This is a genomic window from Mitsuaria chitosanitabida ATCC BAA-476 = NBRC 102408, from assembly GCF_001598255.1.
In the GTDB taxonomy this organism is placed as follows: domain Bacteria; phylum Pseudomonadota; class Gammaproteobacteria; order Burkholderiales; family Burkholderiaceae_C; genus Roseateles; species Roseateles chitosanitabidus.
The window spans coordinates 81,555-104,929 of record NZ_BCYP01000018.1 but is presented as its reverse complement, the minus strand read 5'-3'; the positions used below and the strand labels follow the sequence as shown (position 1 = coordinate 104,929).

The following is a 23,375-nucleotide window of genomic DNA, read 5'->3' as shown; positions in this document are numbered from 1 at the left end:
CGCGCCGAACCGGCCTGGCGCTCAGCCCACGAGCACGGGCTTGAGCCGGGCGACCTCGTCGACCGGCGTCGCGCCGAAATACCGTTTGAACTCGCGGCTGAACTGCGAGGCGCTTTCGTAGCCGACCCGCGAGGCGGCGACTCCCGCCTTGGCGCCCTCGTTCAGCATGATCAGGCGCGCGCGGTGCAGCTTGTAGGACTTCACATACTGCAGCGGCGAGGTATTCGTCACGGCCTTGAAGTTGTGATGGAAGGCCGACACGCTCATGTTCACCATCCGCGCCAATTGCTCGACGCTGAAGGTCTCGGCGTAATTCGCCTCGATGTGCTGGATGACCTTGGCGATCAGTCCGAAATGGGTATGCCGGTTCACCAGCGCGTGCAGCGCGGCGCCGCTCTCGCCGCAGAGCACGTGATAGAGGATTTCCTTGATGATCAGTTTCCCGAGGAACTGGGCATCGCGCGGATTCCGCATCGCGTCGAACAGCCGTTCGATCGCGCACAGCAGGTCGTTGGTGAATGGGGCGCCATTCACCCCCGAGGATTCCGCGGTGGCCAGCTCGTCGAGATGGTCCTGATCCAGATCCATCAGCACCGACTGCAGCAATGGCACGTCGACGCCGATGGAAATGCCGACGAAGGGTTCTTCCTTGCTGGCGATGGTCTGGCATTCGAAGGGCAGCGGGACCGTCAGCAGCAGATAGTTGTCCGCGTCGTAGCGGAAAGTCCGGTCGCCGAGAAACCCCACTTTCGCGCCCTGGACGACGATCACGATCGTCGGGTCGTAAAGCACCGGCGTGCGGGGGTGCCCCTTCTCCGTATGAAGAATCTTCACCCCCGCGACCGGGGACGGGCTCGCGAACGCGCCCGTCGAATACCCGATGGCCTGCTCGACGATGCGCCGCCGGACCTGGTCGTTCAATGCCGCTGTCATGGGGGTGATTCTCGTCAGCGCGCGGCTTCGAGAATCCGCTGGCTGTCTTCCAGGGTGATATCTCCGTGCTCGCCCAGCGCCACGCAGCCGTGCTCCTTCAACTTGGCGATCATCGCGGGAATCGCGCTGCCGTCCAGGCCGTGGCCCGACAGGCGGGTGGGCACGCCCATCTGCTCGAAGAAGGCACGGGTGGCGTTGATCGCGCCGTCGATGCGCTGGTCCTCGGTCCCGTCGCGCAGATGCCAGACGCGCTCGGCATATTGCAGCAGCTTGGCGCGCTTCTGCTCCTTCTTGTAGGCCAGCAGCGAGGGCAGCACGATGGCCAGGGTTTGCGCATGGTCCAGGCCATGCATGGCGGTCAGCTCGTGGCCCAGCATGTGGGTTGCCCAGTCCTGCGGCACGCCGGCGCCGATCAGGCCGTTGAGCGCGAGGGTGGCGCTCCACATCACGTTGGCGCGAACGTCGTAGTTCTCCGGCTCGGCCAGCGCGCGCGGGCCTTCCTCGATCAGCGTCAGCAGCAGACCTTCCGAGAAACGGTCCTGCACCTTGGCCTGCACGGGGTAGGTCAGGTATTGCTCGACGGTATGGACGAAGGCGTCAACGACGCCGTTGGCGACCTGGCGGGCCGGCAGCGAATACGTGACCGTCGGATCGAGCACCGCGAAGGTCGGATAGCTGTAAGGCGAGAAGAACGCGAGTTTGTCGCCGGTCGCCAGACGGCTGATGACGGCGCCGTTGTTGGATTCCGAGCCGGTGGCCGGCAGGGTCAGCACGCAGCCCATGGGTACGGCGCTGGTGACCTGGGCGCCGCGGTTCAGCAGAATGTCCCAGGGGTCGCCGGCGGTATACCGGGCGGCCGCGCCGATGAATTTGGTGCCGTCGGCCACGGAGCCGCCGCCGACCGCCAGCAGGTAATCGATCTTCTGCGCCTTGACGACCTCGACGGCCTTCATCAGCGTCTCGTAGGAGGGATTCGGCTCGATGCCGGCGAACTCGAAGACAGGTCGACCTTCCAGGGCCTTGAGCACCTGGTCCAGGACGCCGTTCTTCTTGATGCTGCCGCCGCCGTAGGTGATCAGGATGCGCGCGTCGGCGGGGATTTCCTTCCCCAGGTTCGCGATCTGACCCTTGCCGAACAGGATTTTGGTGGGGGTATTGAGCGAGAAGTTGTTCATGGCATTCATCCGTCTGTGTCGGGGGGATCCGGGGCGCCGGAATGGCGCGGATCCGATGTCGCCGATCGTCGCCGGGAGGCGGTCGAGGGTCGGTGTGACGGATGAAATTGTTGTTCCCGGGACCCGGACTTTCAATGCATGAAGCTGCCGGTGTTTTGCCTATTCGTTCCCCGGGTCGGAAAAATAGGCAAGCTCAGGGACCACCGAGCCGGCTCGTCCAGGACTCGACCTCGCCCGATTCCAGCCGGCGGCTGAACAGCCGGACCCAGGACGGCGGCAACGGCAAGCCCAGCACCTCCCGCAGCAGGGCCGGCTCGGTGTCGCGGTCCGCGATCAGGCCCAGCAGCCGGTCCAGCGGCCAGGCGGGATACGGACGATCGATGAGGAGAATCTCGTCGCCGGCCCGAACCGAGCCCGGCGTCAGCACCCGCAGATACCAGCCCGTGCGGCGGCTGTGCTGCAGCTGCGCGGCCATGTCGGATTGCCCGAACCTGTCGTTGAGCTTCCAGCAGGGCTGCCGTCCTTGGCTGACCTCGAAGCGGGTGCTCCCGATCAGCCACCGGTCGCCGAGGCACACGCCGGCTTCATCCAGGCGTGGGCTGTCGTCCAGGCTGAAGTTCTCGCCAAAGGCGCCGGGGCGCGCCAGCAGGGACAAGGCCTGGTCGTTGCCGTCCAGCCGTTCGCGCCAGATCGGGTAATGCGCCCAGGGATAGACGTGGACGGCCTTGTCCGGCCCGCCATGGATGCGTGGATCGCCTTGTTCGTCGCCCTCCAGACCCGTCGCGGACACGGCGACCGCATCGGCGACCGGGCTCTTGGCGATGCCGCTCAGGCAGCCGGGCCGGGTGAAGGGCACGGCCCGTCCGCGCAGGACCTCGCGGAGCCGGCCGATGACGCGCGGCAGCGTCGCGTCGGCCCGCTCGGCGGGGGCGATGGGCGTTTGATCGTCCAGGCGTTCGGTCATGGTGTCGGAGGGGAAACGGCGCTCGATGGTAGAGGGCGCGGTCGGGCCGGACCTGCCCGATCGACTCGAAGACCTGCCGATCCGTCCACCGTCCGCATGGCGCGGTGGTCGCGACGTGTCAGGGCGCGAACCGGGTGAACACGTCGTCGCGGTCCTTCACCAGCGACTCGTGGCAGGCAAAGCAGGTTTGGTGCTGGGCGGCGTCGACGGGCTGGCCGTTGATGAAGCGGCCATAGCCCCAACCGCCGCTCTGCGCGTAGCGCTTGGCGTCCTTGACCATGACCTGGACGGTGGTCGGATGGCCGGGCACCGTGGCCGCGGGGAACTCCTTGGAGCGCTCGCGCTTCCAGGCCAGCTTGACCAGCATGGCGCCGTCGGGGAACGGCAGCTTGCCGAGGCGATAGGCCTCGACGGCGATGCTGTTGCCGACCACGGCGCGCAGCTCGTCCAGCGGGGCGTCCTCGGTGGCGACGCCGATCATCTGCCACTGACGATAGCCGTCGGGCAGCGTCACGCCGTAGATGGGAGAGGCGGGCTTGTCCGCGGCCTTGGCGGCCTTGGGGACAGGTGTTGCGGGGGCAGCGGGCTTGGCCGGCCTGTCATCGGCCGATGCCGACAGCGCGGTGGCGGCGAGCATCGCCGGGACCAGCAGCGAGGCGATACGGAAGGCGTTCATGGGCGTCCTCGGACCATTCAGGGGAATGGTGGGGATCAGACCAAAATCGCGCCCGGCGGGGCATTGAACGAAGGTATGAGGGCTCCTCATTCGTCCGTGATCCGGAATCAAGACAGTTTGTCCCGGTGTGATTCCTTGGCTTTCCGAAGGCCCCTGCCAATCCTGTCCCGACGCATTCACCAAACCATGAAGGCGGTACTCCCCCGGAAATTCAAGCCCGGGGGGGGCGACGCGATGTGTGACCCGCGGTCGACGAATCCTGTCGCCGTCGCATGGCTTGAGCTTCGGCGAAGTCGTTTACGCTGTGACTTCACGATTTCCAGAAGAGAGAGGGCCTCCGTGCCCACAGACAACGCTCAGGCGCTTCATGGGAAGGACGCCTCCTTGGATCGGAAGCCATGACCCTGGACAACGACCTTTCGCCAGCCGCCGCGTCCCACCTCCACCTTGCGGTCAACCACTTCAAGCAGTGGGCGGAGGCAGTTCCTGTCGAGACCCGCTCGGGCGAGTGGGAATGCGACTACCCGGACTGGCAGCGCCTGTGGTCCGCCGCCGAGCAACTGATGGAGACGGTGCCCGTCGATGTCTGGGCCGAGTCTGCAATGGAGGATCTGCTCTACGCCCTTGCTCGGGACAACGAATGCGAGGTCATCGCGGACGCACTCGCGAAAAGGGATTCGGTGCTGATGGCGGTCGCTTCCCGAGCCGCGCATTCGGCCGAGTCAGAGGCGAAGTGGCAGATTGCCGTGAAGCTCGGCGAACGGTGCGGGCCATTGGCGGAAGCGGAGGAACTGCTGGTTCACTTCGCGCAAGACGCCAACGAATACGTCAGTCGCCGGGCCTTGTTGGCACTGGGCAGGGCGAGGTCCGGAAAGACGGAGACGTATGCAGAACGCGCGTGGGCGACGGGTCATGAGTACCAGCGCATCGCGGCGCTGTGGGCGTTGAAGGACGTTAGGTCAGCGAAGCTTGACGAGTACCTGCGATGGGCCGATGCGGATGCCCGGGAGTTCCTGGTCTCGAATGCGAGGGAGATTCGTGCGGAGTGACCACGAGTCGGCCCCTTGAACGTCGCGAGGTGTCCAGCACGACGGCATCGTGCCGATCAAGCGTCAAAGCGCCCCAAGGCCGGCACACGCGCCGTCAGGCACATGCCCAGAACAAGACAGAGAGCGCCCCAGACCCGACGCAGATCAGGGCAAGTACGCGCATCCGGGCAATGCGATGGTCACGTGGATCCGGGGAGGTGGTGCCGATGAGCGCCAACATTCGGACCGGCCCGCCCTGGCGTGTGATGACCCGATGGACGGGGCGGTAGATCTTCCCCGCATAGTCCGGATATCTCTCCTGCAGTGCGGCTTTGCTGGCCAGCGCTTCCAGCCACAGGAAGCAGCCGGCCATGACGGCGAACAGCGCGAGGATGATGGCAACCAATAACATCTGACTCCCGAAGCCAAGTCCGCGGGGCGGCATTGGGCCCCACTCGACCGGCGAATGAAGCGAGTCTTATACCGGTTCGGAGCGGCCAACCGCATCGCTCAATCACATTCCCAAGTTCCACCCTCCATGTCCTGGTTCGCGCTCTCGATGGCCGTCCCCTTCGCACTCCTGGTGCTGGTGACCGTATCCCTCGCCCTGTTGCGTTTCGCATGTCGCTCATTGCCGGAGAGCCATCCCCTCCGGAGCCGCGTACAGGCCGCGACCGATTGGATCCGGAGCAATCCGCGGCGCTTCGGCGTGAGCCTGGAATACGTCGCCACCGGACTTTTCCTTGGCTACTTCCTGGTGCTGCTCGTGCTCTACGGGTAAGGCGCGCAAGGCCTCGCGGGGTGCGCGTGGCGCGGCTCTCACATCAGGTGAACCCCCGGCAGGTACGGCGGGGGACCATGCTATGTTCCGCGCTCCGCAAATCCGGCCCTTGCCATGCGAGCACCCTGCGTCCGACGGTTCCGATCGATGGTCATGGCCGGTATCGCGCTGCTGCTGTCAGCCGCGGGCGCGGCACAGGGCGCCGCCCCTCCCCCGCCCTCGCCCGGGCGCACCTCGCTGGCCGAGTTGCTCCAGGAGCAACCGCTCGACCAGCTCTATCACACCGGATGGGCCGCCCGCGAGGGGATGTACGGCCCGGTGATGGGCCTGGCGCAGACCACCGACGGCTACCTCTGGGTGGGCACCGCGCAAGGGCTCTTCCGCTTCGACGGACTCCGGTTCGAACGCTTCGAGACCCTGGCCGGCGAGTCGCTCCAGAGCAAGGCCGTGCTCAGCCTCTTCGCCACGCCGGACAACGGCCTGTGGGTCGGCTTCCTGGCCGGCGGCGCCGCGCTCGTGCGCGATGGCCATGTGCTCGCCTCGGAGCCGGCCAAGGAAGGCTTCGGCGCCTCCACGCGCGCCTTCGCCCGCGAGAAGGACGGCACGGTCTGGGCGGCGAACAGCCGCGGCTTGTTCCGACGGGACGGCGACCGCTGGAAGCAGATGGGACAAGCCGAGGGCTATCCGCCCGTCGCGCCGGGCCACTACACCATGGACGTCCTGGCGGATGGCGACGGCAACCTCTGGGCCTTCACCACCCGGGGCGCGCTGGTCAGGCCCGCGGGGCAGACGCGCTTCGTCGAGGTGCCGAGCGAAGGACGCAACCCCATGTACGCCGCGGTGGACCCGCAAGGCCGGATCTGGGCCCGGATCGGCGAGCAGCGCTACCGCCGACTGCCGCGCCCGAACGTGCCGGGAGACGTCCTCGGTAGCGGCCGCCCGGTGCACAACAGCCTTTTCATGCCGGTCTTCGATCGCGAGGGCCATCTCTGGTACGGCGCGCTCGACGGCGTCATCCGCGAGCGCCTCTCGGACCAGGCCCCCGATTCCGACGAGCCGCTGTCCGCCTCCCTCGCCGCCGCGCCCCCGGTCCCCATCGTGCCGCTCGCGCCGGCCTCCGGCGCCCGAGGTCCCGGCGTGGGGCAGGCCTACGACTTCCGCTCGCCGGCGCTCCAGCGCCTGACGCCGAGCCAGGGGCTCACCGGCGACCGCGTGCTGAAGGTCTTCCAGGACCGCGAGGGATCGATCTGGATCGGCACCAACGCCGGTCTCGACCGACTGCGCCCCACGCGCGTGCCCACCTTCCAGTTCCCGGTCCGGACCTCGACGCTGTCGATGGCCGCGGGGCCCCGTGGCGACCTCTGGTTCACGTCGCGCATCGGCCTCCTGCACATGAATCCGGCGGGCGGCGGCCCGGACCTGGAGACCTTCCCCAGCGAGAGCGTCTCGATGAGCCGGGTGCTGGTCGACCATGCCGGGACGGTGTGGGTCGGGGACCAGGGCGGCCTGTGGCGGCTGACGCCGCAGGGTCGCTATGTCAACGAGCTCAAGTCCTCCTTCCCCGACTGGAACGGGGCCGTGACCGACCTCGCCGAGGACTCGGCCGGCACGATCTGGCTGATGTCGCAGTCCTTCGGCCCGATGCGCCGCTTCCGCGACGGACGGTGGGAGCGCCTGGCCGGTCAGAAGGGCTTTCCCAACGCGACCTTCCACTGCATGACGGCGGACGATCAGGGACGCGTCTGGATGGGCACCGTGGGGAACCGGCTGCTACGCGTCGAGCCCGGCGACCGCCTGACGCGCCTCAACGAGAAGAACGGCATCAACGTCGGCGACCTGCTGGCCCTCACCCCGGGCAAGGGCTACCTCTGGATCGGTGGCGAGCACGGCGTGCAGCGCATGGACGACAGCGGCCAGGTTCACGACCTGCGCGCCGTCTCGGAGGACGCGCTCAACGCCATCAGCGGCATCGTCGAGACCCCCGAGGGCGACCTCTGGCTCAACGGCGAGGCGGGCATCACCTGGATCAAGGCCGCCGACGTGCGCCGCGCGATGTCCGATCCGTCCTATCGGGTGCCGCTGCTGCAGCTGGGCACCCTCGACGGCCTGCCCGGCCGCGCGGAGACCTCGTTCCCGTTGAACACGGCGCTGCGCGCGCCGGACGGGCGGCTGTGGTTCTCCCTGACCAACGCCCTGGTCACGATCGACCCCGCCACCCTGGCGAGCGACAGCGCGCCGCCCCCCGTCGACATCCAGCGGGTGGTGGTGAACGGCGCCCCGCTGGCGCGCGCGCAACCGAGTCTGGTGCAGGCCGCCGCCGGCACGCGGGACCTGCGGATCGACTTCGCCTCGCTGTCGCTGGCCGAGCCCGAACGCGCCCGGTTCCGGTATCGCCTGCGCGGACAGGAGACCGACTGGCAGGACGCGGGCGCGCGGCGCCAGGCGTTCTATACCAACCTCGGCCCGGGCCGCTACACCTTCGAGGTCCAGGCCTCCAACGACGGTCGGATCTGGAGCCGCTCGCCCGCGAGCCTGGCGGTCGACATCCCGCCCACCTTCTTCCAGTCCGCGACCTTCCGGATCCTGTGCGTGCTGCTCGCGATCGGACTGATCGCGCTGCTGGTGCAGATGCGTCTGCGACAGGTCGAGGCGCGCGCGCTGGAGCGCTACCGCGCCCGTCTGGACGAGCGCACCCGCATCGCCCAGGACCTGCACGACACCCTGCTCCAGGGCTTCCAGGGCCTGATGCTGCGCTTCCAGCGGGTCGCCTGGGGCATCCCGGACGAGCTGCCCGCCCGCGCCGAGATGGAGCGCGTGCTCGATCGCGCGGACGAGGTCGTGATCGAGGGCCGCCACCGCATCACGGACCTGCGTCAGGCGCCCTCGGACTCGGCACCGCTGGAGCGGACGCTCGAATCGCTGGGCCACGACCTGGCCGGCTATCACGACGTCGCGTTCAAGGTCAGCGTCGACGGCACGTCGCGGCCGCTCGAGGCAGGCGCGCGGGCGGAGCTGGCGCTGGTGGCGAGGGAAGGCCTGTTCAACGCCTTCCAGCATGCGCGTGCGCGCCACATCGAGGTTCACCTGAGCTACGCCGAGACGGGCTTCACGCTGAGGATCTCGGACGACGGCGTCGGTGTCCCGCTGCAGACGCAGATCGACGGGCAGCGCCCGGGGCACTGGGGCTTGAGCGGCATGCGGGAACGCGCCGTCCGCATCGGCGGCAGCTTCGAGCTGCGAAGCGCGCCGGGCGAAGGCACGACCCTCTCGGTCCACGTCCCGGCGGAGCGGGCCTATCCCGGCGCCCAGGACCGACCGGTGCTGTCCAAGCTCCAGCGCGGCGCGCGGGTGGTGCTCGGCGGGTCGACGCCCTGATCCGGGGCGCTCCACAGCGTTCGCCACGCCCGCGGACGCCCCGTCCGCGCGCCGCCGCGTCGGCCTGACGTCCTACGCCCGCACGCGCCCCTCGCCGACGGCCTCGCCCGCCGCCGGCTCGTAGGCTGCTGCCATGGGAGTGCATCGACTCATCGGGCGCCTGGCCATGGCGCCGTTCTCCAAGGCCCTGCCCGCGATGGGCGACACCGAACGGGCCGCCCTCGAGGCCGGCACCGTCGGCTTCGAAGGCCAGCTCTTCGCCGGGCGACCGGACTTCGACGCGCTGATCGCGCAAGGCCCGAACCGCCTCACCGACGAGGAACGCCGCTTCCTCGACGAGGAAGTGACGACGCTGGTGGGCATGCTCGACGACCACGCCATCGACAAGGCCGGCGACCTGCCGCCCGAGGTCTGGGGCTATCTGCGCGAGCACCGCTTCTTCGGGATGATCATCCCCAAGGAATTCGGCGGGCTGGGCTTCGGTCACTACGCGCATGCCGAGGTCGTGACCCGCATCGCCACCGTCAACACCGCCTGCGCGGTGACGGTGATGGTCCCCAACTCGCTGGGCCCGGCCGAGCTGCTGCTCCACTACGGCACGCCGGCCCAGCAGCAGCACTACCTGCCCCGCCTGGCCGACGGACGGGAGCTGCCCTGCTTCGGACTCACCTCGCCCCACGCGGGATCGGATGCCGCCTCCATTCCCGATCGCGGCGTCCTCACCGAGCGCACCATCGACGGACGCACGGTGCGCGGCTTCAGCGTCCGCTTCGACAAGCGCTACATCACGCTCGCGCCGGTCGCGACCGTGGTGGGGCTGGCCTTCCAGGCCATCGATCCCTCGCGCCCCGAGGGCCGGCAGGAACTCGGCATCACCTGCGCCCTGCTGCCCGTGCCGACGGCGGGCATGACCATCGGCCATCGCCACCGGCCGATGGACTCGGCCTTCATGAACGGCCCCATCCGGGGCGAGGACGTCTTCGTTCCCATGGACTGGGTGATCGGCGGCGAGGAACGCGTCGGCCAGGGCTGGCGCATGCTGATGGAATGCCTGGCCGCCGGCCGCGCGATCTCGTTGCCCGCGCTGGGCGCGGCGATGCAGCAGACGGCGCTGTTCGTGGTCAACGGCTACGGCCAGGTGCGCGAGCAGTTCGGCCTGCCCATCGGGCGCTTCCACGCGATCGCGGGCATCACCGCGAAGATGGCCGCCCGCCTGTATGCGACCGATGCCGCGCGCCGCTACACCGCCGCCGCGCTCGATGCCGGCGAGCGCCCCAGCGTGGCCAGCGCCATCCTGAAGGTGCAGCTCACCGAGGCCGGCCGCCATGCGGTCAACGAAGGCATGGACGTGCTGGGCGGCAAGGGCATCATCGCGGGTCCGCGCAACCTGCTCGGCGTGGCCTATCGGCACGCCCCCATCGCCATCACGGTGGAAGGCGCCAACCTGCTGTCGCGGGCGCTGATCATCTTCGGCCAGGGCGCCACCCGCTGCCATCCCTTCGTGCTCGAGGAGATGGCCGCCGTGCAGGCGCAGGATCCGGAGCGGCTCGGCCGCGCCTTGACGGGCCACGTCGGCCACGTGATGCGCAACCTCTGGCGCAGCGTCGCGCACGCGCCGCTGCGCGGTCGACCGCCCGACGACCTGCGGCCCGAGGCGAAGCTCATCGCCTCGCTGTCCGCCCGCTATGCGCTGACCGCCGATCTCGCGATGGGTCTGCTGGGCGGCAAGCTCAAGCGGATGGAGCTGCTGTCGGCGCGGCTGGGCGACGTGCTCGCCTGCCTGTACCTGGCCGCGGCCAGCGTGTGGCGCTACCAGGTCGAGGCCGACCCGGCGATGCGGCCGGTGGCGCGCGCGGCGATCCGGTTGCAGCTCGACGAGGCCGCCACGCTGCTGCGCGAGCTCTACGCCAACCTGCCTTCGGGCTTCCTGCGCGCGATCGCGCCGATGCTGCTCCACGGCACCGGCCATCTCGCCCCCTTGCGCGACCGCGAGTCCCTCGCGCTGGCCGAGGCGCTGCGCACGCAGCCGGCGCTGGTGCGGCGGCTCTGCCCCGATGTCTCCAAGCCCGGGAGCGGTGGACTGCTCGACCTGATGCGCGCGCTGGAAGCCGCCCGCGCGCTGGGCGACGAGGTGCCCGAGCTCAACAAGGCGCTGCGCCGCTCGGGCTCGCTGGAGGCCGTGGCGCGCGGATCGCGGCATCCCGAAGCGGCCCTCGCCTACCTGCGCGCCGCCGAGCAGGTGATCGCGGTGGACGAGGACGATCCCCGTCAAAATTGACGCATGCATCTCTACGACCCCAGCGCGCCCAACCTCCCGCACAACCCCTTCAACGCGATCGTCGGGCCCCGCCCCATCGGCTGGATGTCGACGATGAGCGGCGCCGGCATCGTCAACCTCGCCCCGTACAGCTTCTTCACCGCGCTCAACTACACGCCGCCGATCATTGGCTTCTCCAGCATCGGCCGGAAGGACTCGCTGAGGAACATCGAGGAGACCGGCGAGTTCGTGTGGAACCTCGCCACCCGCGAGCTGGCCGAGGCGATGAACGCGACCTGCGCGCCTGTTCCCCACGGCGTGAACGAGTTCGGACTCGGCGGCCTGACCGAGGTGCCGTCCGTCAAGGTGGCGCCGCCCCGCGTCGGCGAGAGCCCGGTCGCCTTCGAGTGCAAGGTCTCGCAGATCCTCCGGCTGACGACGATGGACGACGCGCCGGTCGACACCTGGATGATCCTGGGCCAGGTCGTGCTCATGCACATCTCGCCGGCGCTGCTGAAGGCCGACGGGACCTTCGACACCGCCGCGGCGGGGCTGATCCTGCGCGGAGGTGGCCCCGGCGACTACTTCGAGCTGGGAGAGCAGTTCTTCATGAAGCGGCCCGAGTAGCTCGGATCAGGCGCGCGACTCGGCGCCCGGGCGCTCGCCACGCCGGAAGGCCTCCGGGTACCGCCGTTCATACCAGCCGGTCGCCTCGACCGGCGAGGCGGCCAGGAAGACCCGGAGATCCGGCACCACGAGCAGCGCCAGGCCGCTGAGCAGGAAGCCCGCGCTCATGAGGCCATAGACCCATTCGATCGGCCACCACCCCAGGCACAGGCCGGCGAGCAAGGGCGACAGCGCCGCGGCCAGGTGGGACAGGGTCAGTTGCGCCGACGCCATGCGCGCGCGGAAGTCCTCCGGCACGGCCAGGGACCGATGGGTCTGGCCCATCAGCTGCGTGACGGACAGGCACACGCCGATGACGCCGAAGCAGAGCATCACGGCAGCCGGCCGATCGACCCCACCGACGGCGCCCAGGCTCAGCCCGCACACCGCGATCGCCACGACCATCGCGCGCATCCGCCCCAGTCGCGCCATGCATCGATCGGCGATCCCCAGCACGCCCACCAGCACACCCAGCGACAACGCGCTGCCGCACAAGCCCAGCCAGGCCGGCGAGGCACCGAGCTTCTGCAGGCGCAGCGGCAGCAGCATGCCGGTGGCGGGCAGGAAGAAGACCATCATCAAGGCGCCCGTCAGACTCCACCAGCGGTCGACACGCACCCGCCATTTCGCCCGCAGGCCGGCGGCCAGGCTGGCGCGCCACGACTCGGTCGATCGCGCCGAGGTGGGCGGCGCGAGGGGTCGGGTCTTGCGCGCGAGCACCAACGCCGCGATGGCCAGCGCCAGCTGAAGCACGAAGGCCAGGCCGACGTCGCCCAGCGCGAGCGCCACGCCGCCGAGCGCCGGCCCACCCAAGGTCCCGAGGGCCTGGGCACCTCGTCGGACACGGATCGCGGCGCCGAGCCGCGAGGTCGCGACGACGTCCAGCAGCAGGCCGGATCTCGCGGGCTGAATCACCGCGTTGGCCCAGGTCGCCATCGCGCCGCAGGCGCACAGCACGGGCACGCTCAACGCCTCCATCCACGCGAGGACCATGAGCGCTGCCGCCTCCCCGACAAGCAAGGCCTGACCCCAGACGATCAACCGACGCCGGCACAGACGATCCCCCAGTGGCGACAGCAGCGGCAAGCTGATCAGCGCGAGCGCGGCCATCAAGGCGCTGTAGACCGTCAGCCCCTGCACACCGGCATGGCGAGCGAGCCACCACAACGCGGCGCCGTGGCCGACGGTGCTGGCGAAGAGCGTCGTCATCTCGCCCAGAAGCAGCGCCCCGACGGGGCCGTGCATCCGCATTCGACGCCAGCGGGGCCGGAGTCGAAGCGAGGGCGCGAGTCGGAGCAGGAGCGTGCGATGCATGCGGCGGCACTCTAGGCAGCGGCGCCCGCGAGCGGCAGACCCAGACACCCCCGCGATGCATCGATACAGCCGATCCGCCGTCTGTATCCATCCGGGAGCCGTCGCGCTGGATCGATACAGCGCGCCCTCGCCGAGGTATCGTTGCGCGCCCCGCATCCGACACAGACCGTGAGCGCCCGCCCCGAGGAATCCCCCTTCCGCTATCAGCAGCTCGCCGACCGCCTGGCCGAGGAGCTGCTCGACGGCCGCCATGCCGCCGGCGCTCGCCTGCCCTCGGTCCGCAGCCTGTGCGAGCTCCACGCCGCCAGCCTCGCGACGGTGACGCATGCCTTGCATCGCCTGGAGGACGCGGGGCTGATCGAGTCCCGTCCGCGGCGGGGTTTCTTCGTGCGAGCCAACCGGCCCATCCCCCCGGCGTCAGCGCCGACCGGTCACGCCGATGCGCTGGATCTCCGCCGTGAGCGGCTGATGGCCTTGGCGGCGTCGCAGAGTGATCTGCTCTCCCTGGGTCACCTGGCCCTGTCAGCCGACCTGCTGCCGCTCGCGACGCTCCGGCGCCTGGCCCAGGCACGTCTTCGTGATGCGACGGCCTCGTGGGCGGAAGGCTCGGTGGCTGGATCACCGGCCTTGCGGGAGGTCCTCGCGCGGCGCCTGGTCCAGCGCGGTTGTCGGCTCCACGGCGAGGACCTGGTCCTCACCCACGGCGAGGGCGAGGCGCTCCAGCTCTGCCTTCGCCAGCTGACGCGTGCCGGAGACCGCGTGGCCGTGACGCGGCCTGTCCCCCTGCGGACGCTGGAGATCCTGCACAGCATGGACCTGACGGTCGTGGAGCTGCCCGCCGCACGCGACGGCCACCAGGTCGCGGCGGCGTTGGACGAGCTGCTGCGCACGAGCGCGATCGCGGTGTGCGTCGCGGGCACCGAGCTGTCCGCCGCGATGGGCACGGCGTGGCCGGACGCCGCGCGCGCCGCGCTGGTCGCCGCCTGTGGTCGGCATGACCTGCCCCTCATCGACAGCGACCTGTTCGGCGAGCTGCCGATCGGCATCGACCATCCGAAACCCCTCAAGGCCTTCGACGAGCACGACCGCGTGCTCCATTGCGGGAGCCTGGCTTGCGTGACCGGCACCGGCATGAGCGTCGGCTGGATCGCGAGCGGCCGCCACCGCCTCCAGATGCGCGCGGCGCGCGCGGTGCACGGCGACCTGCTGCCCGCGCTGACGGATCAGGTGCTCACCGACTTCCTGAGCGGTGACGCCGTCGACCGGCATCTGCGTCGGCTCCGCCAGCACCTGGGACGACGGGTCCGCGGCTGGCGCGAGGCCGCGCTCGCCTGCCTGCCACCGGGGACCTCGGTACATCACGGTCCGCTGGGGCATCAGCTCTGGGTGACGCTGCCGGCGGGCATCAGCGCGCTGGAGCTCCTGGCGCGCGTCCGGCTGAAGGGCATCACCTTCGTGCCGGGCGCCGTGTTCACCACCGGCAAGGACTTCGACGGTTGCCTGCGGCTCTCCGCGGCGCACGCGCTGGACGAGCGGCGGTCCGCCGCGCTGCGCCTGCTCGGCGAGCTGGCACGCGAGGCCGCCCGATGACAGGTCGCTAGACTGGGCCGCTCCATCGCCCCTCCTGCGCTGCCTACCGCCAGAACCCGCCATGCCGCTCGATCCCATCCTGCGCGAGATCGCCGCCGAGTTGCACACCGACCGCTTGCTGCTTCGCCCGCCCCGTCCGGGTGATGGCGTGCGCGTGCATGAGGCCGTCGTCGAGACGCTCGACGCGCTGCGGGCTTGGCCCGCGTCGCTGCCCTGGGCCATGGCGCCGCCGTCGGTGGCGGCGTCCGAGACCTTCTGCAGGGAAAGCGCCGCGGCCTTCCTCAAGCGATCGGAGCTGGTCTATCTGGTCTTCGATTCACGGGACTCGCTGGTGGCGGCGTGCAGCCTGCACGGCATCCACTGGTCGATCCCGAAGTTCGAGCTCGGCTTCTGGTGCCGATCCGGGCGACAGCGACAAGGACTGGCGAGCGAGGCGGCCTCGGCGCTGGTCCGCCACGCCTTCGAGTCGCTCGGCGCCAAGCGCGTCGAAGCCTTTCCGGACGAAGCCAACGCGGGCAGCCGGAGCGTCTGCGAGGCCGCCGGCCTCGAGCTGGAAGGCGTGCTGCGCAACGAGCGCGTCACGCCGAGCGGCGAGCCGCGCAACACCTGCGTCTATGCGGCGATCGGGTTGAGGGGGTAGTCAGGCAGCCGAAAGTGCCCCCCGGCCTCCACGGCGTCGTGGTGGATGCGCTGGCCCCAGCGCTGGGCGAGTTGCTCATTCGAGTGTGTCGATCAGAAATCTGAGGTCGCCGAATGGAATGCCGTCGAAGAAGCATGCGCGCGTTTCGCACGGCGCCACCAGAGCGCCAGAAGCGCCGGGGCTACGTGCATCTACCAACGACCGGCCGGCAGATCTGATGTCGGGGTGGGTGCTTCGCAGCGGAAGCGGACGTCGCTTACCGACTAGGCCTTTGGCGGAAGCATGCCAAACTCCGCGGCCAGCTCACCAAGTAAATCTTCAACGGCTGGCGGCAGTTCCACGCTTGCCGGTATACCTGCCAAGCACGCAGACAGCGCAAGCTCCCACTCACCATGTGTAGCTAGCGCACGGCAGTTGATGGCGGTGGCGGCGGGAAGGAACTGCACGACTTGCTCAAACCCGAGGTTGAAACGCTCTTGTGGGAAGTAGTCTGGTCCTTCGGCGAACCTTGCTACGACACGCAGTGGTGCAAGAGCGCGAATGAGCTGTCGGGCGGATGCCGCAGACTCAACGTCGACAGTTGGATACTTGCTCTCAAGCAGCGCGTCGGTTACGGCCTTGGCGACCGACAAGGGCAACCCACAATAGTGTTGAAGCGCTCGCGTGCAAGAAACCTTCTGCATGCCGGGAAGCCACCGGACGAGTTCAACTGTCTGCATCTCTGAAAACAATCGCGCGGCACGCGATTCCTTGCAAGCCCATCGAGCATTGGAGCATGCGCAATCTGGCTTGAGCTGGTGAAATTCCCTTGCCTGGCGACGACCGCTCAAGGCAATGAATGACGAGATTTTGCTTCGGAGTAGCAAGCAGTACAAACCACAGCCATGCGGTTGAAATCTCGGAACGCGTCCGTCATCTCGCCTTCGCGCAACCAGAGCTCTTCGCACGCGGAACACCAAGCCTGAAGGTCGTTAGGGTCGCTGGAGTTTTCGACGAATCCGGCTGGTGCCGGCTCGCCACGCAGCATGTGACCGCAAACCACGGCGGCTACTCGTTCCTCGTGCTCGCCACAGCGGATCGTCATTGGCGCAGAAGCGGTCATAGAGGTTGAAGAGTCCTTCCAAGTGGGAACTCGGAGGATAGCTTGCATATCCGCCTCCGCTGGCGGAAGCGGACCTTCGCAGGTCAGAATGCGTCGACCTGCCAACACCCAAGTCTCATGCTGGAACTCACCCTAGGTGCTGAATTCGACGTCAACCTTCGTCGTCGATTGTTTGATTCGGTCCGGGTGCTTGGTGGCTCAATCGGAGCAAGCAGTTGGTCCGTGGCAGGTTCCCAGGAGTTGGAAGTCTTTGAGCTCCGTTTCCCGAGCGGGACAGTTGCAGCCACAGAAGAGACTTTCATGGGCCTCGTGTTGAAGGGCAATGACGAGTTGGTAACGGCCATTGCCATGATGCGCGAGAGATGGCCTAAGCCATGGCGGCAACGCAGCGGAAGCGTTCGTTGACCTTGCCCGCCACTATCGAACGCACGGCCTTACGTGACGGTCTCTTGGAATGGCTCGGCTGCCACCTGGAACTCGTCCTCGTACACGATGTAGCCTGGACGGTTTCGCGTCCGCGCTCAGCTTGGACCCGCGGCCGCGGCGATTGCAGTCCTTCGTCCGAGCCGGGGGAACGCCGGTTAGAGTCTGCATTGCCGTCCCTCACCGTCTACCGGTCACCATGACGCTTCGTAGCAGCAAGTTTCAAGTTCACAGCAGCAAGACGGTCCCACACGTTATTGCTGTCGAGCCCTGGGGCGCGGACTACACGTTGCTCCCGGGCGAATCCTTGGAGGTAACTGCGTTCGGCGACGAAATCGCTCCGTCGTTTGAACTTGTGGCGTGGGACGACTCTTCACAGGTGTACTGCAACGACGCATCGACTTTCGAGGTCACGCAAAACGGAGTCGCCATTCCGTGCGGTCATAACAGGCAGTCCGAGGGCGCATCGAACGCCTGATCGTTCCACCATCTCACCACGCTCAAAGCATCCAGCTCGCACGCGGACGGAAGCCGTGTTCCTCAAGTCAGCCGGCGCGCCGGCCGCAGCCCGGCCGTGTGCTGCGCCCATACCTATCAAGGACGCCGAAGCTCCTCACGCATCAATGCGGCGAAGCGATCGAGCTGGCCCCGCTCCGCAACTGACAGGCTCGAGCGCGCCTGCGCGCGCAGGTCAAAGGAGTCGCAGCCTTGTTGAACGCAGGTTCGAAGAGCCCAAAGGCTGCTCTCGCAGAAGCCGCCGACTTCGCACGCCACGCCCACCGCAGCCATGTGCGCGGTTCGCGGAGGAATGGCATCCACGACCTCCGGATGGCGGAGGGCGACCAACAGCGCACCGTGGGATTCGATGGCCGTGGACAGGAGGAGTGGATCACCGGTCTCGGATGCCAACCTCAGCGCACGTGCCGGATCCTTCTCCCTCGTCAGCCGCCGCTCGGCGTCCTGCAGCGGATCGCCAGGTTGTGGCGAGGCGCCTCCACTGATCAAACGGCTCAAGTTGGACCGGCCGCCAAACTGATCCTCCAGTCCATCGCAGGCATTCAGCACCGAACTGACTCGTTCCAGCGCACGCGCACGGAGCCCGTCAAGCTGCAATCCACCCACCATGGCGACCAGGTCGCGTGCTTGACTGCACCTGGTGACCGCGGCGAGTGCATAGAAGCGACCACCGGATTCAGGATGCGCCAAGGCGAAGGACACGAACTCCCGGTAGTTTCTTGACTCGTTGAATCGTCGGAACATCTCGCTCTCGACCGGAGGGCTTCCCGAAGCCGACGTCTGAGCCGACGCCGGCTGGGTTGCTTGCGTGGTCGAGACCAGCGACGGATCGTCGTGCTTCGACTCGAGAACGTGGGAGTCTGCCGGCGCCTCGCTCATCCGCCAGCCAATGGCGATGACGCCGAGCAATGCAATCAGAGCAAGGGCAAGCCACTTGCCCTTTCGAGATTTCAAGAATCCAGACATCAGTGACATGCAGACAATGCCTCGCCGCTGCCTTCAATAAGGGTCCTCAGCCAGGTGACAGTGCCGTTCGCTTGATCTCGCTTTTCACCCATCCGCACTCGGAATCGAGTGCATAGGGATTACATACGATTGTCTGCGAGGGCAGCTCACCGAACTGGCGTCGGTAGGCGGCCGGGGCCGATCCAGCCGGCGGACCGTGCGTCCCTTGGCCATCGTGTACGTGGACCATGCCCTGGTCCTGATGGCCTGGTGCTGCCTGAGGGAGGGGTTCCGCAAGTTCCGCGTGGATCGCATCGCCACGGCCGAGACGACAGGCGACAGCTTTCGCCCTCGTCGGGCATCGCTGCTGCGGGCTTGCCTGGCGGAGATGTCGAAGTAGCAGGTTGCCTCCTGGAGCAATGCCCTCCGCACCCTCGTCGCGACGACCGCGCCTCGCGCATGCCGACCTATGCTCAAATTTTGGACAGGGATCGTCGACGATCCCCATCAATCCAGTTGAGCCACACCCGCCACCATGTTCGCCTTCAAGTGCACTTGCTGCGGTGAGATCCATGAAGGGTCTCCGAGCATCGGCTATCGAATGCCGGATCAGTACGCCTGCCTGTCAGACGAGCAGCGCGAGGCCATGGGCACGATTGACAGCGATCTCTGCACCATCACCCACGCAGAAGGCACCGACTACTTCATTCGCGCGGTTCTGGAGGTGCCGATTCACGGCGTCGATGATCCCTTCCTGTGGGGGGTCTGGGTGTCGCTGAGCGAGAAGAGTTTCAAGCGCTACGTCGAGACCTGCCAGGCGCCAGTCGACGGTGACGGGTTCTTTGGCTGGGTCTGCAACGCCATTCCGATCTATCCCTACGAGGGCTCACGTCCAGCCGACGTTCTCGTCCAGCTTGGCGGCCACCGGCCGAAGGTGGTGCTGCACCGGGGAACGCCAGAGGACGACCCGTTGGTGATCGATCAGGTCCATGGCATTTCCGTGTCGCGTGCGCAGCAGATCGCGGAGCGTGCATTGCATGCGGCTTAGTTCCTCGCGCCTCGGGCCCGTACGAACGGTGTCTCCCGCCACCCAGTGCTACCCTGCCGCCTCTCCCCACCTCAAGGGCACGACATGGCAGCCAGGACCTGGAAGATCGGCGCGATCGCTGTCGTGCTGGGCGTCGCGGCCTACTGGTACTGGTCGCCGTTCCTGGCGATCCACCAGCTGCGCGCCGCGGCCAAGGCCGGCGACGCGGACGCGTTCAGTGAACACGTCGACTATCCCCGGCTGAGGGACAGCCTCAAGGGGCAGCTCTCGGCCGCCATCGGCGGCCGGATGGCCGAGCGCATGCCGCGGAGCGACGTCGGCAAAGCCGGCGCGGCACTCGGTGCCCTGTTCGCGTCCGCCATGACGGACCGACTGGTCGACGCGATCGTCCGGCCCGAAGCGGTCATGCGGATCCTGCAGGAGGGCCGCCTGATGCCCCGAAGCGCCGCCCGCGGCGGCGAGTCCGACGACAGCCCGCCGCCCGAGACCCCGGACGCGTCCGGCTCCGCGCCGGCGCCCTCCCGCGCGCCGATCTGGTCGACCGAGCGCCAGGGCGTCGACACCTTCATCCTCTACGCGCGCCAGGCCGGTCAGCCCGAAGACCGCCGCACCGGCCTGGTCCTCGAACGGCGCGGCTTCGCCTCCTGGCAGCTCACCGAAATCCGGATGCCCTCGCTCTGAGCACACGCACGGCGGCCGATGCAGAATGTCCGGCCACGGCGCCCACCGGGGGGCGCGTGCCAGGTGTTGCCAGAGAGGGTTGAGATGAAGATCGTGGTTGTCGAGGACTCGCTGACCGTGCGCGAGGCCATCCTGGAACGATTGGGCGAGGAGCCCTTCCTCACCGTCGTGGGCCAGGCGAGCAGCCCCGCCGAGGCCCTGTCCACCATCGCGCTCAGCCGGCCCGACGCCGTGCTGCTGGACCTCGGTCTGCGTGACGGGACCCACGGCATCGATGTGCTGCAGCAACTGCGCACCCAGGGCTTCGCCGGCTACATCTTCGTGCTGAGCGCCAGTCCCTACGAGTCCGCCGCCTTCGACTGCAAGGCCCGCGGCGCCAACGGCTTCTACGACAAGGGCGACGGCGTGGAGCGCCTGATCGCCGACCTGCGGGAGATCGCGCTCGGCAAGCACGTCGAGCAGCTCCGCACCGGACGATCGATCACCTGAGCGCCCACGGTCTCAGGACAGCCCCATCTCCTGGATCGCGCGCACCAGCGCCGAGAAATCCACGGGCTTCCTGAAGTGGGCCTCGAAGCCCGCGTCCATGGCCCGGCGCCGATCGCTCTCGCCGGCGAAGGCCGTCAGCGCGATGGCCCTCAGCGCCCGTCTCGCGGGCAGGACGCGCGTCCGCGCAATCAGCTCGTAGCCGGTCATCTCCGGCATGCCCAGGTCGGAGATCAACAGGTTCACGTCCGCATCGGCCAGCAGCGCCAGCGCCTGCGCGCCGCTGCGGGCCTCGACGACCCGCGCGCCCTGCAGCTCCAGCGCCCGCGCGACCATCTCGCGCACCGACTCGTCGTCGTCGACGACCAGGATGCGCGCGCCGGCCAGCGAGATCCGATCCGTCGCCCCCGCCTCCGGCGAGGCGCTCGCGAAATCCCGCGCGCCGATCACCGGCAGCGTCACCGTGAAGCGGGCGCCGCGGCCCTCGCCGTCGCTCTCGGCGCGTACTTCGCCGCCGTGCAGCTCGACCAGGTTGCGCACGATGGACAACCCCAGCCCCAGGCCGCCATGCCGTCGCGCCATCGAGCCGTCGGCCTGGCGGAAGCGCTCGAACACGAAGGGCAGGAAGTCCCGCGGAATGCCGATGCCGGTGTCCTCGACGATGAGGTCCGCATGCTGGTCGTCGCCCCGCAGCAGCACCCGCACCTCGCCGCCGCGCGGTGTGAACTTGATGGCGTTGGAGATCAGGTTCGCCACCACCTGCTGCAGTCGCGCGGCGTCGCCCATCACGGTCGTGCCCGCGTCCACCGTGACCTCGGTGTCCAGACGCACGCCCGCACGCTCCGCCGCCGGCGCCAGCAGCTCGACCGCCGCCAGCGTGAAGCTCGCCGCCGCGACCGGGGCCACTTCCAGGCTGAGCTTGCCGGTGGTGATCCGGCTCATGTCGAGCAGGTCCTCGATCAGCTGCGCCTGCGCCTTCGCACTGCGCTCGATGACGTCGATGCCGCGCCGCAGCTCGGGCTGCTCGTCGCCCAGCTTGCGCCGCAGGATGTGGACCCAGCCGGTGATCGCGCTCAGCGGCGTGCGCAGCTCGTGGGACAGGGTCGCAAGAAACTCGTCCTTGACCAGGCCCGCCTGCTCGGCGGCCAGCCGCGCGGTGCGCTCGCTCTCCAGCAGCCGCGTGCGCTCCACCATCGCCTCGCGCGACGCGGTGTAGAGCCGCGCGTTGTCGATGGCGATCGCCGCCTGACCCGCGATGCCCTCGGCCAGGCGCTCGCTGCGCTCGGTGAAGACGCCCACCTCCTCGTGCCCGAAGAACAGCCCGCCCAGCACCTCGCCCGAGCGGCTGATCACCGGCACCGCCAGATAGCTCCGCACCGGCAGGTGACCGGCGGGCTTTCCGTGGTGCGGCGCCCACTGCCCGTAGCGCGGATCGGCGCTCACGTCGTCCAGCCGGATGGTGGGCTCGCCGCGGAAGGTCGGACCGAACAGCGGCGTCGGGCGCGGATGGCCCAGGCGCTCGAAATGCTTGCGCTCGGCACCGGACAGCGCGTACAGCAGATAGGCCTCGCCCTGCTCGTCGACGCCGTTGTAGAAGAAGGCGCCGAAGCGCGCGCCCGTCAGCTCGGTGGCCGCGTCGGTGACGCGCTGCACCAGCGCGCCGATGTCCAGTTCGGCGGCCAGCGTCGCCCCGGTCCCGTTCAGGATCTCGAGCGTGCGGGCCTCCTCGCGCAGCGCGGACTCGGCCCGCGTGCGCTCCAGCGCTTCCCAGCAGCGGGCCACGACGACCTTGACCAGCGCGACCTCGTCGTCGGTCCAGTGGCGCGCCTCGCGCTGATGCACCGCCATCGCCGCGACGAAGCGGCCGCCCTTGTGCAGCGGCACGCAGATGACCGACTGGATGCGGGTGCGCTGGTAGGCCGAGCGATCGGTGCCGGCCGTGACGGGGTCGCGATCGATGTCGTGGTTGACGTAGGCCTGGTCGGCGCGCATCAGCCGCAGCACCTCCTGGCCGAAGTCGCCGAAGCGGTAGGTGCCGACGATGCTGGACACGCCCTCGTTGTAGTCGCCGATCAGGTCGAAGGTGTCCTCATCGGCGCGCACGGTCGCATAGGCGCAGCGGCTGGCGCCGAGGTAGCGGCCGAGGTGCTCGGCGGTGAAGCGCATCACCTCCGCGGGATCGGTCAGCTTGCGCGTGCCCTGCGCCAACGCGTCGAGAAAGGCCAGACGCCGCGACATCAGCACCTTCTCGGTGGTCTCGGCGAAGGTCACCAGCACGCCTGCCGCGCGGCCCTCGTCGTCGCGCACCGCGCTGTAGGAGAAGTTGAAATAGACGTCCTCGGGATAGCCGAAGCGGTCGATGGTCAGCTTGAAGTCGTCGAAGCCCACCGGCGCGCCGCTCAGCACCTGCTGCCACATCGGGCCGATGGTGGGCCAGATCTCGGCCCAGGTGTCGGGCGCGCGGCCGCCCAGCGCCGGTTCGGCCTTGGAGCCGAGGATGGGCAGGTAGGCGTCGTTGAAGATCTGGACGAAGTCCCCGCCCCAGGCCAGGTACATCGGCAGCTGGCATTCGAGCATCGTGGCCACCACCGCGCGCAGCGAGGCGGGCCAGCGGTCCAGGGGGCCCAGCGAGGTGGCGCTCCAGTCGAAGGTCCGGACGCGCGCGGCCATCGCGCCGCGAATCGGGGCCATCGCGGCGGTGGCGGGAAGGTGATCCATGGCGCTCCAGGGGCTGGCGCGACCCGCCGGTGCGACGCCGCACCGGGCCGTCGGCCG

General features: G+C 68.7%; 20 protein-coding genes. 12 read left to right on the top strand and 8 right to left on the bottom strand.

Annotated features, from left to right (window positions below; genetic code table 11):
- Nucleotides 1–21: 21 nt before the first annotated feature.
- The 4 genes from MCHT01_RS11355 to MCHT01_RS11340 form a co-directional block, all read right to left on the bottom strand.
- Nucleotides 22–933, bottom strand: coding sequence for an AraC family transcriptional regulator (locus MCHT01_RS11355; protein WP_067065452.1), 912 nt, complete (start codon nt 931–933; stop codon nt 22–24).
- Nucleotides 934–947: 14 nt separating this feature from the next.
- Nucleotides 948–2,108: an alcohol dehydrogenase gene (gene yqhD, locus MCHT01_RS11350; protein ID WP_067065788.1), complete on the bottom strand. Its 1,161-nt coding sequence runs from the start codon at nt 2,106–2,108 to the stop codon at nt 948–950.
- A 193-nt stretch (nt 2,109–2,301) separates the two neighbouring features.
- The gene (locus MCHT01_RS11345; protein WP_067065451.1) at nt 2,302–3,072 is read right to left on the bottom strand and encodes an MOSC domain-containing protein; all 771 of its coding nucleotides are present in this window, start codon (nt 3,070–3,072) and stop codon (nt 2,302–2,304) included.
- A 118-nt stretch (nt 3,073–3,190) separates the two neighbouring features.
- Nucleotides 3,191–3,748, bottom strand: coding sequence for a cytochrome P460 family protein (locus MCHT01_RS11340; protein ID WP_067065450.1), 558 nt, complete (start codon nt 3,746–3,748; stop codon nt 3,191–3,193).
- Nucleotides 3,749–4,146: 398 nt separating this feature from the next.
- Here MCHT01_RS11340 and MCHT01_RS11335 point away from each other — a divergent pair, with 398 nt between their 5' ends.
- The gene (locus tag MCHT01_RS11335; protein WP_067065449.1) at nt 4,147–4,797 is read left to right on the top strand and encodes a hypothetical protein; all 651 of its coding nucleotides are present in this window, start codon (nt 4,147–4,149) and stop codon (nt 4,795–4,797) included.
- Between the two features lie 94 nt (nt 4,798–4,891).
- Here MCHT01_RS11335 and MCHT01_RS11330 read toward each other — a convergent pair whose 3' ends face one another.
- Nucleotides 4,892–5,188, bottom strand: coding sequence for a hypothetical protein (locus MCHT01_RS11330; protein WP_148661497.1), 297 nt, complete (start codon nt 5,186–5,188; stop codon nt 4,892–4,894).
- A gap of 126 nt (nt 5,189–5,314) precedes the next feature.
- On the opposite strand from MCHT01_RS11330, the gene MCHT01_RS11325 reads away from it, so the two are divergent.
- The 4 genes from MCHT01_RS11325 to MCHT01_RS27030 all read left to right on the top strand — a co-directional run bounded on the left by MCHT01_RS11325 (nt 5,315) and on the right by MCHT01_RS27030 (nt 11,816).
- A complete protein-coding gene (locus MCHT01_RS11325) occupies nt 5,315–5,557 on the top strand; it encodes a hypothetical protein (protein WP_067065447.1) in 243 nt (80 codons plus the stop codon).
- Nucleotides 5,558–5,710: 153 nt separating this feature from the next.
- Nucleotides 5,711–8,932, top strand: a complete 3,222-nt coding sequence (locus tag MCHT01_RS11320) for a sensor histidine kinase (RefSeq protein WP_148661496.1) — start codon at nt 5,711–5,713, stop codon at nt 8,930–8,932.
- A 133-nt stretch (nt 8,933–9,065) separates the two neighbouring features.
- The gene (locus tag MCHT01_RS11315) at nt 9,066–11,210 is read left to right on the top strand and encodes an acyl-CoA dehydrogenase (RefSeq protein ID WP_067065445.1); all 2,145 of its coding nucleotides are present in this window, start codon (nt 9,066–9,068) and stop codon (nt 11,208–11,210) included.
- A gap of 3 nt (nt 11,211–11,213) precedes the next feature.
- On the top strand, nt 11,214–11,816 hold the full coding sequence (locus MCHT01_RS27030; RefSeq protein ID WP_067065444.1) for a flavin reductase family protein: 603 nt from the start codon (nt 11,214–11,216) through the stop codon (nt 11,814–11,816).
- Between the two features lie 6 nt (nt 11,817–11,822).
- On the opposite strand, the gene MCHT01_RS11305 is transcribed toward MCHT01_RS27030, so the two are convergent.
- Nucleotides 11,823–13,169, bottom strand: coding sequence for an MFS transporter (locus tag MCHT01_RS11305; protein WP_169806125.1), 1,347 nt, complete (start codon nt 13,167–13,169; stop codon nt 11,823–11,825).
- Between the two features lie 168 nt (nt 13,170–13,337).
- Between MCHT01_RS11305 and MCHT01_RS11300 the strand changes: the two genes are divergently transcribed.
- From MCHT01_RS11300 to MCHT01_RS26215, 3 genes are all read left to right on the top strand, one after another.
- A complete protein-coding gene (locus MCHT01_RS11300; RefSeq protein WP_067065787.1) occupies nt 13,338–14,759 on the top strand; it encodes an aminotransferase-like domain-containing protein in 1,422 nt (473 codons plus the stop codon).
- Between the two features lie 61 nt (nt 14,760–14,820).
- Nucleotides 14,821–15,399 carry a GNAT family N-acetyltransferase gene (locus tag MCHT01_RS11295; RefSeq protein WP_067065442.1) on the top strand — a complete coding sequence of 193 codons (579 nt, stop codon included), beginning with the start codon at nt 14,821–14,823 and terminating at the stop codon, nt 15,397–15,399.
- Between the two features lie 1,219 nt (nt 15,400–16,618).
- Nucleotides 16,619–16,906 (top strand): hypothetical protein, encoded by a 288-nt coding sequence (locus tag MCHT01_RS26215; protein WP_148661494.1) that lies wholly within the window; start codon nt 16,619–16,621, stop codon nt 16,904–16,906.
- Between the two features lie 612 nt (nt 16,907–17,518).
- Here the strand turns inward: MCHT01_RS26215 and MCHT01_RS11290 are convergent.
- Nucleotides 17,519–18,415, bottom strand: a complete 897-nt coding sequence (locus MCHT01_RS11290; protein ID WP_148661493.1) for a hypothetical protein — start codon at nt 18,413–18,415, stop codon at nt 17,519–17,521.
- A 94-nt stretch (nt 18,416–18,509) separates the two neighbouring features.
- Between MCHT01_RS11290 and MCHT01_RS27380 the strand changes: the two genes are divergently transcribed.
- The 4 genes from MCHT01_RS27380 to MCHT01_RS11275 all read left to right on the top strand — a co-directional run bounded on the left by MCHT01_RS27380 (nt 18,510) and on the right by MCHT01_RS11275 (nt 20,603).
- The gene (locus tag MCHT01_RS27380; RefSeq protein ID WP_084452408.1) at nt 18,510–18,785 is read left to right on the top strand and encodes a helix-turn-helix transcriptional regulator; all 276 of its coding nucleotides are present in this window, start codon (nt 18,510–18,512) and stop codon (nt 18,783–18,785) included.
- A 135-nt stretch (nt 18,786–18,920) separates the two neighbouring features.
- The gene (locus MCHT01_RS11285) at nt 18,921–19,433 is read left to right on the top strand and encodes a DUF2199 domain-containing protein (protein WP_067065440.1); all 513 of its coding nucleotides are present in this window, start codon (nt 18,921–18,923) and stop codon (nt 19,431–19,433) included.
- Nucleotides 19,434–19,517: 84 nt separating this feature from the next.
- Nucleotides 19,518–20,114 carry a DUF2939 domain-containing protein gene (locus MCHT01_RS11280; RefSeq protein ID WP_067065439.1) on the top strand — a complete coding sequence of 199 codons (597 nt, stop codon included), beginning with the start codon at nt 19,518–19,520 and terminating at the stop codon, nt 20,112–20,114.
- 84 nt (nt 20,115–20,198) lie between these two features.
- Entirely contained in the window at nt 20,199–20,603 is a 405-nt protein-coding gene (locus MCHT01_RS11275; RefSeq protein ID WP_067065438.1) for a response regulator, read from the top strand.
- Between the two features lie 12 nt (nt 20,604–20,615).
- On the opposite strand, the gene MCHT01_RS11270 is transcribed toward MCHT01_RS11275, so the two are convergent.
- Entirely contained in the window at nt 20,616–23,318 is a 2,703-nt protein-coding gene (locus MCHT01_RS11270) for a GAF domain-containing protein (RefSeq protein WP_067065437.1), read from the bottom strand.
- Between the last annotated feature and the right edge of the window lie 57 nt (nt 23,319–23,375).